This window comes from Fodinibius sp. Rm-B-1B1-1 (assembly GCF_038594945.1).
GTDB lineage: Bacteria > Bacteroidota > Rhodothermia > Balneolales > Balneolaceae > Fodinibius > Fodinibius alkaliphilus.
The window spans coordinates 406,879-422,376 of record NZ_JBCFYD010000001.1; the positions used below are offsets into that span (position 1 = coordinate 406,879).

Annotated in this window: 15 protein-coding genes; 8 read left to right on the forward strand and 7 right to left on the reverse strand. The window is 41.1% G+C overall.

The window, feature by feature from the left end:
* Positions 1–97: 97 nt before the first annotated feature.
* Positions 98–511, reverse strand: a complete 414-nt coding sequence (locus AAFH98_RS01780; RefSeq protein ID WP_342520952.1) for a hypothetical protein — start codon at positions 509–511, stop codon at positions 98–100.
* 182 nt (positions 512–693) lie between these two features.
* On the opposite strand from AAFH98_RS01780, the gene AAFH98_RS01785 reads away from it, so the two are divergent.
* From AAFH98_RS01785 to AAFH98_RS01800, 4 genes are all read left to right on the forward strand, one after another.
* Entirely contained in the window at positions 694–1,638 is a 945-nt protein-coding gene (locus AAFH98_RS01785) for a cobalamin-binding protein (RefSeq protein ID WP_342520953.1), read from the forward strand.
* Complete coding sequence (locus AAFH98_RS01790; protein ID WP_342520954.1) at positions 1,635–2,360, forward strand: SDR family NAD(P)-dependent oxidoreductase; 726 nt, start codon at positions 1,635–1,637, stop codon at positions 2,358–2,360. The genes AAFH98_RS01785 and AAFH98_RS01790 overlap by 4 nt, the downstream gene beginning before the upstream one ends.
* A 29-nt stretch (positions 2,361–2,389) precedes the next feature.
* Positions 2,390–2,854: an NUDIX hydrolase gene (locus AAFH98_RS01795; RefSeq protein ID WP_342520955.1), complete on the forward strand. Its 465-nt coding sequence runs from the start codon at positions 2,390–2,392 to the stop codon at positions 2,852–2,854.
* A gap of 117 nt (positions 2,855–2,971) precedes the next feature.
* A complete protein-coding gene (locus AAFH98_RS01800) occupies positions 2,972–3,571 on the forward strand; it encodes a DJ-1/PfpI family protein (protein ID WP_342520956.1) in 600 nt (199 codons plus the stop codon).
* 92 nt (positions 3,572–3,663) lie between these two features.
* Here the strand turns inward: AAFH98_RS01800 and AAFH98_RS01805 are convergent, their stop codons facing one another.
* The gene (locus AAFH98_RS01805; RefSeq protein WP_342520957.1) at positions 3,664–4,221 is read right to left on the reverse strand and encodes a fasciclin domain-containing protein; all 558 of its coding nucleotides are present in this window, start codon (positions 4,219–4,221) and stop codon (positions 3,664–3,666) included.
* A gap of 477 nt (positions 4,222–4,698) precedes the next feature.
* Here AAFH98_RS01805 and AAFH98_RS01810 point away from each other — a divergent pair, with 477 nt between their 5' ends.
* The 3 genes from AAFH98_RS01810 to AAFH98_RS01820 all read left to right on the forward strand — a co-directional run bounded on the left by AAFH98_RS01810 (position 4,699) and on the right by AAFH98_RS01820 (position 7,249).
* Positions 4,699–5,133, forward strand: coding sequence for a DoxX family protein (locus AAFH98_RS01810; RefSeq protein ID WP_342520958.1), 435 nt, complete (start codon positions 4,699–4,701; stop codon positions 5,131–5,133).
* A 12-nt stretch (positions 5,134–5,145) separates the two neighbouring features.
* Positions 5,146–6,135 carry a zinc-dependent alcohol dehydrogenase family protein gene (locus tag AAFH98_RS01815; RefSeq protein WP_342520959.1) on the forward strand — a complete coding sequence of 330 codons (990 nt, stop codon included), beginning with the start codon at positions 5,146–5,148 and terminating at the stop codon, positions 6,133–6,135.
* A 109-nt stretch (positions 6,136–6,244) separates the two neighbouring features.
* Entirely contained in the window at positions 6,245–7,249 is a 1,005-nt protein-coding gene (locus tag AAFH98_RS01820; RefSeq protein WP_342520960.1) for an isocitrate/isopropylmalate dehydrogenase family protein, read from the forward strand.
* 50 nt (positions 7,250–7,299) lie between these two features.
* Here AAFH98_RS01820 and AAFH98_RS01825 read toward each other — a convergent pair whose 3' ends face one another.
* Entirely contained in the window at positions 7,300–7,791 is a 492-nt protein-coding gene (locus AAFH98_RS01825) for a metallophosphoesterase (protein ID WP_342520961.1), read from the reverse strand.
* Between the two features lie 126 nt (positions 7,792–7,917).
* Here AAFH98_RS01825 and AAFH98_RS01830 point away from each other — a divergent pair, with 126 nt between their 5' ends.
* Entirely contained in the window at positions 7,918–8,589 is a 672-nt protein-coding gene (locus AAFH98_RS01830) for a DUF4412 domain-containing protein (protein WP_342520962.1), read from the forward strand.
* A 92-nt stretch (positions 8,590–8,681) separates the two neighbouring features.
* Here the strand turns inward: AAFH98_RS01830 and AAFH98_RS01835 are convergent, their stop codons facing one another.
* From AAFH98_RS01835 to AAFH98_RS01850, 4 genes are all read right to left on the reverse strand, one after another.
* Entirely contained in the window at positions 8,682–10,070 is a 1,389-nt protein-coding gene (locus tag AAFH98_RS01835) for a RagB/SusD family nutrient uptake outer membrane protein (protein WP_342520963.1), read from the reverse strand.
* A 24-nt stretch (positions 10,071–10,094) separates the two neighbouring features.
* The gene (locus tag AAFH98_RS01840; RefSeq protein WP_342520964.1) at positions 10,095–13,205 is read right to left on the reverse strand and encodes a SusC/RagA family TonB-linked outer membrane protein; all 3,111 of its coding nucleotides are present in this window, start codon (positions 13,203–13,205) and stop codon (positions 10,095–10,097) included.
* Positions 13,206–13,402: 197 nt separating this feature from the next.
* Positions 13,403–14,563: a tetratricopeptide repeat protein gene (locus tag AAFH98_RS01845; RefSeq protein WP_342520965.1), complete on the reverse strand. Its 1,161-nt coding sequence runs from the start codon at positions 14,561–14,563 to the stop codon at positions 13,403–13,405.
* A 35-nt stretch (positions 14,564–14,598) separates the two neighbouring features.
* A complete protein-coding gene (locus AAFH98_RS01850; protein ID WP_342520966.1) occupies positions 14,599–15,462 on the reverse strand; it encodes an alpha/beta hydrolase family protein in 864 nt (287 codons plus the stop codon).
* Between the last annotated feature and the right edge of the window lie 36 nt (positions 15,463–15,498).

A 15,498-nucleotide genomic window follows, 5' to 3' on the forward strand; every position in this document is an offset into this window, starting at 1 on the left:
AATACGAAAAATGTGTCTACTCAATGGGTAACATGCGTATTACGTGATACGTAGCGTCAGCCCAAACAACATTCAGGCTTTAACACGAAAGGACTCGCTAATTCAGAAAAACGCTATTCAGCAGAAATAAAGGAGGGGATTGATTATGATCAACTACTTGATCACGGACTGGGTGGGGATAATTCGGCTTATTATTTAACAGTTCAACTTCACCCGAAAGATCAGCTGCAATAACAACATTAACATGCTGGATTACAGCTGGAACATCCGCTTGTTCAGTCGTAACTGTTTGTTCACAAAATGTTACGAGTATACACTCATCAACATTGTTCGACTGGTATTGGCGATTCATTTCTGAACCCTCACAGCAATTTTGCGTGCTGTGTATCGACATATCCATATCACAATGCAAAGTAAACGCAGCTGTTCCCGCAGGAATCACCAGGTTACCTATAAACAACAGTACGGTAATTGCTGCAGCAAATCGATATGTCTTTTTCAATGTCGTCAACCGGTGAGAATATATTTTTAAATAACTGAAATTAATATAGCGAATTTATCTGATCCAGGTCAACAAACATTATCAATGCCTGTATTTTTAATAACAATTTCAGAAAGAGTAGATTTTCCCTTTTCTTCTTTGCTGTTATTTAGCAACATTATCCTCACGCAATAAATTAGTCTGATATAACCATGCGCATCGTTTCTCTTTTACCGAGTACCACCGAAATTGTAGCCGCGCTGGGTAAAGCGGATCAACTTGTGGGGTGCTCTCACGAGTGTAATTATCCGCAAGAAATAACGGAACTGCCTGCCTGTACCGAACCCAAGTTTCAGCCAGATGGCAGCAGCTACCAGATCGATCAACGGGTGAAAGCACTATTGCAGGAAGGGCTCTCGGTGTATCGTGTGGATGAGGAAAAGTTAAAATCCCTGAAGCCAGATATCATCCTAACACAAGATCACTGCGAAGTTTGTGCAGCTTCTCTGGATGATGTAGAGAACGCTGTTCGACAAACGTTAGGTGATCATGTAACAGTGGTTTCCGTCTCTCCTACCGACCTCGGTTCCGTGGTTCAATCTATCCGAACTATTGCTGATGCTATTGATGCCGAAAAGGAAGCTGAGCAGTTGATGGCAAAGATGAAATCTCGACTACAGGAAATACAGAACCAAACCATCGACTTAACTCCGCCTGACGTACTCTCTATCGAGTGGATGGCCCCGCTGATGACAGCTGGCAACTGGATCCCCGAACTGGTGCAAATTGCAGGTGGTATTTCCGTAGCCGCTGAGACGGGAGCCCATTCTCCAGAGATACCTTGGAGAAAAGTTCAGCAACTCAATCCCGATATCATCACGATTATCCCCTGCGGATATTCTATTGAACAAACACTTTCCGAAATTTCAACGCTTACTTCTCTTGAGGGATGGGATCAACTTCGCGCCATCAAAAACAAGCAGGTTTATATTGCTGACGGTGATCACTACTTCAACCGACCGGGTCCGCGGCTGGTCAATTCCGCTCGTATCCTGGCAGAAATAATTCATCCATCGCTATTCCGCAAAGAAAACCATCCCGAGTGGATCAACCTGGCTACTTATCAATTCCAACAAACCATTAGCTCATTAGGATGAAGAAAAAAGTTGCCATCATTGGAGCCACTTCGGGTATTGGCCGGGCGCTGGCGATAGAGCTGCACACCCGGGGATATACAGTTGGAGCAACCGGACGTCGAATAGAACGACTGCAAGAGCTGCAACAACAACTCAATACCCGAATACATACGCAATTTATGGATGTGGCAGAACTGGATGATGCTATTGATCAACTCAATCAGCTTAAAAAAGATATGGGGGGACTTGATATTATTGTACTCAATGCGGGAGTTTCAAACTATCAAAAAGAATCGGTAAGCCGTCAGGCTGATCTACATGTGATCGATATTAACATCCGCGGCTTTGCCAACTTAGCCAGCTATAGCTTCGACATGTTTGAGGAACAGGGACAGGGTCATATGGTAGGTATCTCATCTATTGCTTCCCTATTTGGCTGGGGATTGAATGTGCCCTATAATGCATCCAAGGCATTTGTAAATACTTACCTGCAAGGCTATCGGCAAAAAGCCAACCACTCTGATGCTGATATTTCGATTTCCACTATTTTACCTGGTTTTATAGAGTCTGAGATGACCAAAGAGAAAAAGGGGATGTTCTGGGTTGCAGATACCCAAAAAGGGGCCCGCCAAATTGCTGATGCCATAGAACAAAAAAAGAATGTATCCTATATCACGAAGCGTTGGCGGTTGGTGGCCTGGCTAATCAAACTAATCCCCAACTGGGTCTGGAACCGAATGTAATCGTTAATATTCAAAAACCTTTTTGGGAAGTGTCAAACCTTAGTGCGGGCATTTTACTTTTTAATCGGAAACCCAGCTTAGAATTGCTGTTAGCTCACCCGGGGGGACCCTATTGGTGGGATAAGGATGAAGGGGCATGGTCGATTCCCAAGGGTGAAGTTGAAGAACAAGAAAACCTGCTGGATGCTGCCAAAAGAGAATTTAAAGAAGAACTGGGATTTATTCCCGAGGGCCCATTCATTAATCTTGGATCTGTCACACAGAAAAGCGGAAAAACAGTGTATTGCTGGGGCGTGGAATACCAAATTCCAGATGATTTTATTTTTGCTCCTAACGAGTTCGAGATTGAATGGCCACCCAACTCGGGCAAAACAGAATTCTTTCCTGAAATCGATCGCATCGAATACTTCGGCCCTTTCGAAGCACGCAAGAAAATAAATCCTGCCCAACAAGCATTTATCAATCGACTTATTGACCATTGCAGCCATAATTAATAAATACTCGTATCTTAAACACCGTCAATAGAGAACGCTTTCCCTTCATATATAGTTATTACAATAGCGATTTAAGAATAACCAAACAGCATTAACATTAATTAAATATAGATTATTATGGCTGGTAAAAAACTATTGATGCTTGTAGGAGATTTTGGTGAGGATTACGAAATTATGGTGCCTTTTCAGGCCCTTCAGATGGTAGGTCATACCGTACACGCGGTTTGTCCAGGCAAAAAGAAAGGGGATTCTGTAAAAACCGCTATACATGATTTTGAAGGCGATCAAACATATACCGAAAAGCCAGGTCACAATTTTGCACTCAATGCCACTTTCGACAAAATTGAGCCGGCCGACTACGACGGACTCGTTGTAGCTGGCGGACGTGCCCCGGAATATCTACGCCGCGAAGATGGTGTATTAGATATGGTTAGTCACTTTTTTGACGAGAATAAACCAGTAGCTGCTATCTGCCATGGACTTCAAATACTTTCTGCAGCTGATGTTATTAACGGCAGAACATTAACTGCCTACCCTGCATGCGGTCCAGAAATGGAAGCTGCCGGGGCTCATTATAAAGATGTGGAACCAACCGAAGTTGTTAAGGATGGTAACCTCGTTACATCACCGGCATGGCCTGGACATCCCAAATGGTTAAGTGCGTTCTTAGATGTACTTGGCACCGAAGTTACGCATCGCAAAAAAGAAACGGCTTAACATACTTCAACAAAAAAGCGAGGCCCCCAAAAGGAGGCGCCTCGCTTTTATAATTGTAACTCTGCAATCCTATCTATTGCCGATTGCTCTCCTTAATTATTATTAGCTGCTCCCATTACTTCCATATCGGCAGGCATAACAATACTATCTATAACATGAATTATACCATTTGATGCCATAATATCGGTTTCAGTTACAGCTGCATTATTAACCATAACTCTGTTCATTGCTTCGGCTTCTTCACCCATGTATTCACCTGATGTGCTCTGAGCCGTGAGTTTCAACTGAGTACCCTCTAAGGTTTCAACCATTGTTTCTGCTCCAATATCACTTGCGTGAATTTTGTCAGCAACAACATGATATTTGAGGATTTTAATAAGCTCTTCCTTATTCTCGGCTTTCAACAGATTATCAAGCTTACCTTCAGGTAAATTTTCAAATGCTTTATTTGTAGGCGCAAATACCGTATAAGGCCCTTCTCCTTTTAATACCTCAACTAAATCAGCCGCTTCCAAAGCAGTTAACAAAGTTGATAGGTCTTCCTTCTCGGCCACTTTTTCTGATATTGTTTTTTCGGGATTTATATTGGAGGTCAATGCTAATACAGCCAGAGATATCACCAATAACAGTACAATTTTTAAAGCTTTCATAGTGTTAAACCATAAGTTTATTATTCGTTATCGATACCATCGACACTGATCGTGATAGCCAGCGGACAATGGTTACATTATCGTTTAACCAATTGTTAATTATACAGTTCCCGCAACCTATACAGATTATGGTTTCCCCGTCAACCTTAAAAGAGATTACATTACATCCTCCCGTACTTATCCCCTCATCCGAATATATCCACCATACCAATATACCATTGTTACCCCGTATCAATATTTACAACTATTTAAACAACAAAAACTGCAACCGTTCGATATTATTAGAAAAGGATTGTATAATATTCATCTCTTACAATGAAAGTGATTGATATCAAATAAGCAGAATCTTTTTAAACCTGTTGCGAAGTCAGAAAAACAGGAACTTTAACCATAGAAATGGGGTATTTCTTCAACTACCTATACTTCCTAAACTATTTGCGCACACACACCTAACTCGCTTAAAACGAATTTTTACTGATGACCCCAAATTATAAGAAGAGTAATTATCACAATATTGGATTATTAATTATTCGTATCGGCCTTGGTATTATGTTTATCCTGCATGGATATCCTAAGATGTTTGGCGGTCCGGAGACCTGGGTGGAAGTTGGTTCAGCCACGCAGTATTTGGGAATAAATTTCGCCCCCATGTTTTTTGGTTTCATGGCGGGGGTCACCGAGTTTTTCGGAGGAATCTTTTTATTACTTGGGCTTTTCTTTACTCCCAGCGTAAGTTTTTTATTGATTGTCATGTTAGTGGCTACCATCAAACACCTTGGAGCTGGAGACGGATTTGCAAGCTATTCACACAGTATTGAGATGGCCATTATATTTGTCGCACTCTTACTTTTGGGACCAGGTAAATACAGCTTAGATAAGAAATTACAAAAACGAAATCGACGGCGATATTGACGTTTATATATTATGAAAGCCATGATATTGGAAGAGCCAAAAGAGGCTCTTATTTCCAAAGAAATCCCAACGCCAACACCTGATGATAACCAGCTATTAATTAATATTGAAGCCTGTGGCGTTTGTCGAACTGATCTACATATTGTCGATAATGAACTTACTGCCCCCAACCTACCGTTAGTGCCCGGCCATCAAATTGTAGGTACGGTACAGCAAATAGGAAAAAGTGTTTCGGGATTTAGTATCGGAGATAAAGTTGGAATTCCGTGGCTGGGAAAAACCTGCGGATATTGTGAATTTTGCCAAAATGACCAGGAAAACCTCTGCGATAATGCTGATTTTACAGGCTATACTATTGACGGCGGCTTTGCTGAATATACGGTAGCAGATTCCAGATTCTGTTTTTCCATCCCCGAAACATACCCGGCCAGCCAAGCTGCCCCTTTGCTTTGTGCCGGACTTATTGGCTACCGTGCACTCCGCAAAGCCAGCGATGCACAACGGTTGGGACTTTATGGATTTGGCTCTGCAGCCCATATTCTAACACAAGTCGCTTTACATCAGGGCCGAGAAGTCTATGCTTTTACTCGTCCGGGCGACACCAAAGGCCAACAATTTGCCAAAGATTTAGGTGCAACATGGGCGGGTGGTTCTAAAACGCTCCCACCAAAAAAATTAGACGCGGCCATCATTTTTGCCCCCGTCGGCCCACTTGTACCCCAAGCATTAAAGGCCATAAAAAAAGGTAAAAAAGTAATCTGCGCGGGCATCCACATGAGTGATATTCCAAGCTTCCCGTACAGCAATCTCTGGGAAGAACGCTCTATTGAATCCGTTGCCAACCTTACCCGGCAAGATGGCTTCGAGTTTATGGAGCTGGCTCCAAAAATTCCAATAACATCGCAAGTAACCACCTATCCGCTTGACAAAGCCAATAAAGCGCTTAATGATTTACGCGCCGGAAATTTTGAGGGATCAGCGGTACTTCGCATCGATAAATAGTTCTCTTCAGCTCGCAGATAAGTTATGACATAAAGTACTATTATTTGTATCTTTGCGGGCTAATTGAGCAGATAAATTAAATTCCGAGTTTTTACAAACACATATTCTCATGCACGATATCGTACTTATTCCCGGCGACGGAATTGGCCCAGAAATCACAAAGTCAGTAACAACCATTTTAGATGCAGCAGGTGCAGACATCAACTGGATTGAATGCACCGCCGGATTAGCTGCACAGGAAGAGCTCGGAAATCCTCTGCCTGATGAAACGATAGATGCGATCAACGAACACCGTCTTGCTCTAAAAGGTCCACTAACAACACCTATTGGAGCCGGTTTTCGTTCGGTAAATGTTGCTATGCGCAAGAAGTTTGAGCTATATAGCAATATCCGACCCGCGAAAACTCTTCCCCACATTGACAGCAAATTTGATAATGTTGACTTGGTCATGTTCCGTGAAAATACCGAAGGACTTTATATCGGCAAGGAACAGTGGGTTAAAGAAGACAGTCATGCCGAAAGCATTGCCGTTGTTACGCGTGATGCCAGCGAAAAGGTTATTCGATCAGCGTTTGAATACGCCAAAAAGAAAGGGCGCAAAAAAGTTACACTGGTCCATAAAGCTAATATTCTTAAGTTTACCTGCGGACTGTTTATGGAAGTTGGGGAAGAAATTGCTGAAGACTATCCCGGTATTGAGTACGAAGATCTTATTGTGGATAATATGGCCATGCAGATGGTACTTCGTCCCGAACAATTTGATGTAATTGTAACAACCAACTTATTTGGCGACATCCTTTCTGACTTGGCTTCTGGATTGGTTGGCGGACTTGGACTTACCGGTGCTGCCAATATTGGAGACAATGCTGCAATGTTTGAAGCCGTTCATGGTTCTGCACCTGATATCGCCGGACAAAACAAGGCTAACCCCATTGCCTTTTTGCTTTCCGCCTTGATGATGCTGGAACACATTGATGAAAACGACTTAGCCGATCGCATCCGACAGGCGGTTTACCTTACATTGGAAGACAAGTCTGTTTGCACGCCTGATATCGGTGGCAGTGGATCAACAACATCATTTACTGAAGCCGTCGTTAACAATCTCAACAAATAGTATAACTAAGAATTTTAGGTATCCTCACAACTTATTTGAGGATACCTTTTTTATTTATTGAGCTTTATAAATTGCACATCCATAGCTTCTGTATCCAATAATGCAATAGTTGCCTCCCCCTCAAATCCGTGTGCAGTCCCTGGGTTAACCGCTAAGGTTTTACCCACAAACTCCACTTTTTTTTGATGAGTATGTCCTGATACAACCACATCATAATTCCCCGACTGTTCGAGGGCTGCTGTGATAGGAGTATCGGTACCATGATAGAGAGCCAGTTTTTTGCCGTCTATCTCAAACTCTCCAAAGCTACCCCAGTGATCAAGACCAATGTCATTGCCTTTTTGCAATAACAAATAGTGATCTCCATCATTATTCCCGAATACTGCTTTTAGGGATAAGCCATCAAAGAGAGGTATCGTAAACGGACTGCAAAAATCCCCTCCATGCAAAACTAATCCAACATTTCTGTTTTTAAATATTTCTACCGCCTTTTTAATATGCGGTACATGATCGTGAGAATCCGAAATTAATCCTATGATCATAGTTTTATGTTTTGTTAACGTCCTGAGTCTTGAACAAGATCAGCAGTTTAAATTTATTAGATTTACCATAAACTAATGTCTATTATAATAGATATAAGTTAATTTTCACTTAATGGGGACGCAAATATGCTAAAAAGAATATCATTATCACTTCTGACTGCATTATTTATTGCCGGAACTTTTTCGCTAACAACACAAGCGCAGGACTTTGAGGGAGTCATTCATTTTGAAATTCCTGAAATGGCTGAACAAGGAATGGGTGAAATGCCATATATGGTGAAGGGTAATAAAGGACGTATGGAGATAAACCATATGGGGCAAAAAAATGCAATGCTGATGTTGCCTGATGAATCAAAAATGGTCATGATCATTGAAAAGATGCAGGGCTATATCGAAATGGATACAAATAAAGAAACCAGTAAATCAGATCTGGAAGAGACCCCTGATACAGAAATGACTAATACGGGACAGACCAAAACTATTGCTGGCAGAACCTGTGAAGTATGGCGCATGGAATCAGAAGACGGTACATTTGAAACGTGTATGGCCAACGGGATGGGCACGTTTATGATGCCTCAAAATAAAATGCAGAAAAATCAAGCTCCCGAATGGGCCAAAACTTTTGCTGAAAAGGGCGCTATGCCATTGGAAATTGTTGAAATCCAGAATGGCAGTAAATCCATCAAAATGAAAGCAACAAAAATCGAAGAAAAGTCACTTTCTGATGATCTGTTTAAAATCCCCGAAGGCTACCGTGACATGAGCGGTATGATGCGAGGGATGCAAAACAGGAATTAATCCTTTAACTAAAAAAGTCTTACAGAAAAGAAAAAGGCACCATCATAACTGATGGTGCCTTTTTTTTCGTTAATATTTAATATGCAACTATCTTAAGAACCGTATCCCTCATTTTGTTCGAGTTCACCACCACTTGCATCAATTTCACGCTGTGGTATAGGGAAAATTAAACTCGGATCATTCCAGGGAATACCACTGGCCGATCGTTCGAAACGCTTAGTATCATGTAACACATGACCTTCAAACGCCAACTCGATATAACGTTCAGTGAAAATATAATCTAAGTCAATATCGGTTGCATCAATATCTTCCTGACCAGCACGGCTTCTAACCATATTAAAGTCATCTTCGGCCGGAAAGCCATTGATATCATTACCAGTTCTGAAACTGGCCTCACCACGCGTTAAATACATTTCAGCTAAACGAACAATATTGATATTTCCATTACGGAAATTGGTCCATTTACTTGTAAGCGGTCCGCCAAATGATGCTCCGAAATGAATAAAGTCATCCCTGGTATCATCATCAGAATCAAACAAGCCGGTAAACAAATCAAAATAACCTGTCAATTCAATATCTTCCCTTCCAGAATATTGTGAACCCGCATAAAAGGTATTCATATCATTGGCTCCGTCTTGATCCGAAACCTGAACTGCGAATACATCTTCTGTAGAATTCGTGGGATTATTAAATGCCCCGGAAACGAGAGGTGTTAGTGAATAATTACCACTATTGATAACACGACCAGCTTCTAATCCGGCATCTTCGTATTCACGCTGTTGTAAATATACACGCGATAAATAGGCCGAAGCTACATAGGTATTCCCAAGAACGGTATTATCAATTTCGATATTTGACGGTAACAAAGCTTTCGCATCCGTCAAATCATTGATAACCTGAATATATACGTCCTCAACACTACTTCGGCTGGTTGGCGGATTATCAAAATCACGAGTAGGTTCTAATGCGATGGGCACACCAGGATTTTGTGATGGATCTCCATCACTCCAGTCTCGGCCAAACAACCGTACTAACTCAAAGTATACAATACCTCGAATTAATTTGGCTTGGCCTTCAACTCGATTACGCATATCAGAATCCTCAATAACATCAAGTGCTGAAAGAGCATTATTGGTTGCATCGATAGTTTCATATCCCTGTAACCAAACATCTCTTACAAAACTATTATCGGTGAGGATATTTTTTGACCAGAGTTCATCAGGCTGAGAGAACGTTCCAAACCAGGTAACACTTCCGTCATCTCCAAGTAGATCGGACCCATAAATAACCGTCCCACCTAAAAGATCAACGCTACTCAAATCATCATAAGCGCCAATAACAGCTGCTTCAACTTTTTGAGGTGTATTTAAAGCCTGATCTGCATCAATAGACTGCTTCGGTTCTACATCAAGCAAATCACTACATGATGTAACAACCAGCATACATATTGCAAAAATGCTAAGTAATAGTTTGTTCTTCATAATTGGGTAATCCATAGTTTATTTTTAAAATCCAACATTCAAGCCAAGTGTAATTGTTCGAGCCTGAGGAGCAGAGTAGAAATCATTCCCTAAACTCAGGTTGCCCCCCGACAGGTAATCCGTGTTCACCTCGGGATCCCATCCTTCGTAATCTGTGAACGTCAACAAATTCACACCGGATACATACACGCGTGCTTTGCTTAAACCAATTGTTTCAAGTGTACTGGCTGGCAAGTTATAACCAAATGTTACTTTCTTGAGCCTCAAGTATGATCCATCCGAGAGATATCGTGAAGAGTCTCCCGTTCCATTCGCTCCAAAAAGTCGGGCTTGAGGTACATCGGTAATATCACCGGGCTCTTGCCACCGATCGGTATATTGATCTTTGGTTTGGTTATCAAAGTAATCTGCACTGGCTGACTGAAAACGTCCACCGCCATTATAGATATCGTTGCCGTAAACAAACTGGAACAATACGTTCAGATCGAAGCCTTTATATTGGAAACGATTACTCAATCCTCCTGTAAAGTCAGGGTTGGGGTTACCAATGACCACACGTTCAGCTGAGTTAAAACTATTTGTCACATAACGATCGCCATGCATTTCGTTTACTTGAAATACTGTACCATTATTGAGTTCTGCCTGCGTTGGCTCACGATTCAAGAAATAAATAGCATCACCATTAGCAGGATTTGCCCCAGCAAATTTTCTTGCGAAGAATACACCTATCGCTTCACCTTCAACCGCACGATTAATATATCCACCTTCAATTACCTGACCATCAATATCGGTAACCTTATTGCGATTTATAGAAAAGTTAAAACTTGTATTCCAAGCAAATTCACCTACCGAATTCACACTGTTTAAGACCAGCTCGAACCCTTTATTTTCTAACTTACCCAGATTTCTTGTTTGCACTTCATACCCTGTTGCACCGGGCACATTTACATTAAGAAGCAAGTCTTCGGTGTTTTTGATATAGTAGTCAACTTCACCTGTAATTCGATCTTCGAACAATCCGAAATCAACACCAAAATCTAATTGGGCTGTCTGCTCCCATTTTAAATCCTGATTTTCGATCTGAGTTGGTTGAATACCTGAAATGCGAGAATACGTGCTTGACCCAAACAATCCTTGAGATGGAAAGTTTCCAATTTCAGCATTTCCAGTAATTCCATAACTCGCTCTCAATTTTAAGAAACTGATAGTTTCGAAATTGGTTAAGAAGTCTTCATCTGAAAGCACCCAGCCTGCCGAAGCAGCAGGGAAGAATCCATAACGATTTTCGTCTGAGAAACGTGATGACCCATCAACACGAGCACTAATCGTCAATAGGTATTTCCCATTATAATCGTAGTTGGCTCGAGAAAAATAAGACAAAAACGAATATGCCGTTTCTGTTGCCGTACCACCTGTTAGTAGTGCAGCATCAGATACCTGTTGGAAATCATCATTGGGAAAGTTTTCGCCCTGTACCCAAGTTTCGTCTCGCTGGGTATATTGATATTCGAAACCACCAATAGCTTCCAAGTTGTGGTTTTCTGCTACAGAAGCATTAAATGTTAAATAATGGTTTGTATTATAATTTCCACGTCGAACAAAACGGTTATAACCTAATCCCAGAGGAGCCCCCGTATTGCGAGATACTTGACTGTTATAATATTCTTCACCGTTTAATTCCAAAAGATCGATACCAAACTCGGAACGCCAAACCAAATTATCGATAACGTCATATTCTGCATATGCATTACCAACATTTCTAAAATTGGTTACCTGATACTTAGCATTATCCTTATAAAGCAAATTATTAAAATATAAGGTATTGGTATTCAGCTGATCTGTCGGCTGATAATTAGGCAACGCATCTTCTGCTGGTTCATATATTGGGGTTATAGGAGGAAGTGCCACCAACTGTATAGGGGTAGCAAAACCATTATCATTTGAAACACGATTATTGATTGATCGGGTTAATGATAGATTTGTTCCCAATCGTAAGTTGTCATTTACATTATGGTCTAAGTTTAAACGACCACTAATGCGCTCAAAGCTATTTCTAATCAAAATACCTTCTTCATCACTATAAGATCCAGATACATAAAAGGTTGTCTTCTCATTACCACCTGATGCACTCAAATCAAACTTATTAATTGAAGCATCTTGAAAAGCCTCACTTTGCCAATCTGAATTCACTTCTCCATTTCTCCAGTCCGTACCCGAAGAAAATGAATCAAATTGACCCTCAATATAGGCTCCTGACAGGTCCCCTCCCGGATAGTTTGCCGCTGCTTCTGTAAAAAGCTCAACATATTCTTCGGCATTTAGCCAGTCACGGGTTCGAGTAGGGTTACTAAATCCCGTTTGATAATTTAGGGTAAACTCTGTTTGGCCAGACTGCCCACTTTTCGTAGTAATAATCACAACACCATTTGAAGCTCGTGATCCATAAATAGCTGCAGCAGAAGCATCTTTGAGGATATCGATCGATTCAATATCGTTATAATTCAAATCAGCTAATGGATTAGTAGGAGCTCCGTTGAACGATTCGTTTGAAGTCACCATTGGCACTCCATCAATTACGTAAAGCGGCTCACTACTTGCAGAAATTGAAGAGGATCCACGAATCTGCATTTGAATGCCTTGGCCAAGCTTACCATTGCTTGAATTTACAAAGACACCAGCTGCCTGTCCTTGAATAGTAGACTCTACACTGTTTACCGGCATCTGTGATATTTCCTCACTTGATACCGATGATATATTTCCGGTTACTTCTTCTTTAATCCGAGAGCCGTATCCTACAACAACCACATCTTCAAGTTGCTGTACATCTTCCTGAAGCTGTACATTAATTTCAGTTTGATCTCCAATGGTAATCTCTTGGCTAACAAAGCCTACATAAGAGAATACTAAAACATCGTACTGCTCCGGAACGTCGAGAGAATAATTTCCCTGTGCATTTGTTGCGGTTCCAATTCCCTGTGAACCTTGTACAAGAATAGTTACACCCGGAAGGGGTTCACCGCTGCTTGCTGATGTTACTGTTCCTGATATTTCACGTTCCTGCGCCTGTGCTTCAGACGTCAGTCCGTATATCAGAAAAGCAGACAGCATAAGCATTACTGTAGCTTTGATCTTCATAATAACCTCATATGTGTTAGGTAATGGTTGAATGGAAGGTGCTGGTCCTGCAACCTCGGGACCTGTTTTTTTACCGTATCGTATGTAGCCCTTCTTATTTACTATGACCTATAATTCAAAAACTTATAATTATAGTCAATAAATTATGATAATATTTTTCTGAGTCGGTAACTAACCTAATTTTATTAACCAATAAACTATTTGATATTTTTAATCAGTTCATTAGCCTGCTCTCGATAGCTCTTTTTTACGTTCGATTGAACAACATTCTTAAGGTAGGATTTTGCCTGCTCTGTGCTTCCCTCTTCATGTAGTAATTTACCGGCATAATATCCTGACACTACATAAAAAGGTCTACTCTGGGTATTTGGCAGTTTTTTTGATATCTCGAATGCTTTCTTAAAACAAGTCAGTGCCTCGTTTTTATTTCCCTCTTGTTCCAAAATACGCCCCTTCCACGTCAACAGTTCTTCTTTTAAAATACCTTTATGAGGTAATTCTTTCTTCTCCCATCGATTAACACTTTCCTCAATTACTTGTAATGCATTCGCAAACTGCTGCTGGCGATAATAGCTTTTAACTAAAATACGAACGTAATAATTATTATGTGGATATTGTTCATATAACTCCTCAAAATGACGAACAGCTATATCAAATTCTTTCTCATAATTGTAATTAATATTACCCAAAAAATAGGTGGCCTCAGCACGGGCAAACACTCCCTCTTTCGAAGCCCTCCTTATAAATTGCAACCCCTTCTCCTGATTGCCATTTGGCATCGCCCAAGACACCGTCTTTACAGCCGGATACCTATCCGGAATGTAATCCAGATAGTACAATTTAAGCCCCTCGGCAAGTTTCAAATCTTTGAGGTTGGGCTGAACATCTAACAAGTAATTATACGCCTTTATCGCTTCGCGGCCATAATTTATACTCGATATCCACTTTTCGCGATTTGCATATTGACGTGCCGTGTAGCCATTACTGATCGCTTTAATCAACAACCCATCAACATGTTTAGATTGATCATGCAACAATTTACTTGCCACATAATCAGTCTTTTTCATTTGCTTAATGAACTCCCTATCGTGCGAATGATCATTCAGATCCGACAGTACAGTCCACCACAATTGCATGCCCTCAAAAAGTGACCACAAGGGATGATCAGGATACTGCTCTTTCCATGGCTGCAGCTTTTGTTCGGCACTCTCGAAATTAAAGTTATAGACAGAATCTACTGCTACCTTAGCATCTTCTCGAAATGCCGGGTCATTTATCAGTTCAGGAACCTGAGCAGTAGCAGAAAGAGCAAAAAACAAGAAACCTGTAGCAAGAACTATAATACGAATACTATTCACCGGCTTTTTACTTTTACAACTGATAAAATCGGGACTTATTTTAGATGGGCAAGCATCCAGCTTTCTGTTTTCTTTAAAACCGTACGAAATGCCTGTGGGAAACCATCCCCTTCATACGGATGCGCTGTATCAAAGGTATGTCCCGAACCGGGGATAAGCTTAAGCTCTTTTTTATCAGACACACAGTTATCATATAACTTTTGAGCCTCACTATACGGTACGGCCTCATCTCCTTTGGAATGAATGAACAGTGCCGGGACCTCCAACTCCTGAGCGCGTTTTACAGCCATCAATCGATCAGCATTTTCAAGGGCATCCTTATAAACAACATCCTTAACCGGCATAATCTGACCTGTTCTGCCATTTTTAATTTCCGTAACACCTTTTTGAGTCCAATCGCTGATCATCTCATCACTCCAGCGAGCGTTATAATTTGCTACAGCCGACCACGTCACCAGACTTTTTATCTGATTATACTCCGCGGCCGCAGCTACTGCTGTGTGTCCACCCCGAGAATGGCCAATAATTCCAATTTTATCGATATTTAACGAACAGTTGTTTCCTATTTTCTGGGATTGCAACGCCTCAATAACACTTCCCACATCATCCAAATCCTGACTCAGAGTTTCGCGGGCAAACAACTCCAGTTGATCAAATTCCGTCATACTTTCACCTACTCCATTGAGCGAAAAGTTCATAGCCAGTACTGCAAATCCAGCTTTACTCAATTCTGCACATGCATGGGGGAAAGCACCCCAATTTTTAAATCCCTTGAAACCGTGTAGAAAAATTATGACGGGTAACGATTCTCTTATGGCATTATCAGGGATATAAAGATCATAATAAATCGGTAACTTTTCTGAAGATGGAACAGAACCTGAGATCTTTTCGACTTCCATATTGCTTAGAAAATATTTTGGGGAACTATTATTAAC

What these genes read in the sequence shown, in the direction of transcription:
- AAFH98_RS01800 (WP_342520956.1), top strand. Translation starts at nt 2,972, where the DNA reads ATGGCTGGTAAAAAACTATTGATGCTTGTAGGAGATTTTGGTGAGGAT.
- AAFH98_RS01830 (WP_342520962.1), top strand. Translation starts at nt 7,918, where the DNA reads ATGCTAAAAAGAATATCATTATCACTTCTGACTGCATTATTTATTGCC.
- AAFH98_RS01805 (WP_342520957.1), bottom strand. Translation starts at nt 4,221, where the DNA reads ATGAAAGCTTTAAAAATTGTACTGTTATTGGTGATATCTCTGGCTGTA.
- AAFH98_RS01835 (WP_342520963.1), bottom strand. Translation starts at nt 10,070, where the DNA reads ATGAAGAACAAACTATTACTTAGCATTTTTGCAATATGTATGCTGGTT.
- AAFH98_RS01820 (WP_342520960.1), top strand. Translation starts at nt 6,245, where the DNA reads ATGCACGATATCGTACTTATTCCCGGCGACGGAATTGGCCCAGAAATC.
- AAFH98_RS01790 (WP_342520954.1), top strand. Translation starts at nt 1,635, where the DNA reads ATGAAGAAAAAAGTTGCCATCATTGGAGCCACTTCGGGTATTGGCCGG.
- AAFH98_RS01815 (WP_342520959.1), top strand. Translation starts at nt 5,146, where the DNA reads ATGAAAGCCATGATATTGGAAGAGCCAAAAGAGGCTCTTATTTCCAAA.
- AAFH98_RS01840 (WP_342520964.1), bottom strand. Translation starts at nt 13,205, where the DNA reads ATGAAGATCAAAGCTACAGTAATGCTTATGCTGTCTGCTTTTCTGATA.
- AAFH98_RS01810 (WP_342520958.1), top strand. Translation starts at nt 4,699, where the DNA reads ATGACCCCAAATTATAAGAAGAGTAATTATCACAATATTGGATTATTA.
- AAFH98_RS01785 (WP_342520953.1), top strand. Translation starts at nt 694, where the DNA reads ATGCGCATCGTTTCTCTTTTACCGAGTACCACCGAAATTGTAGCCGCG.
- AAFH98_RS01850 (WP_342520966.1), bottom strand. Translation starts at nt 15,462, where the DNA reads ATGGAAGTCGAAAAGATCTCAGGTTCTGTTCCATCTTCAGAAAAGTTA.
- AAFH98_RS01825 (WP_342520961.1), bottom strand. Translation starts at nt 7,791, where the DNA reads ATGATCATAGGATTAATTTCGGATTCTCACGATCATGTACCGCATATT.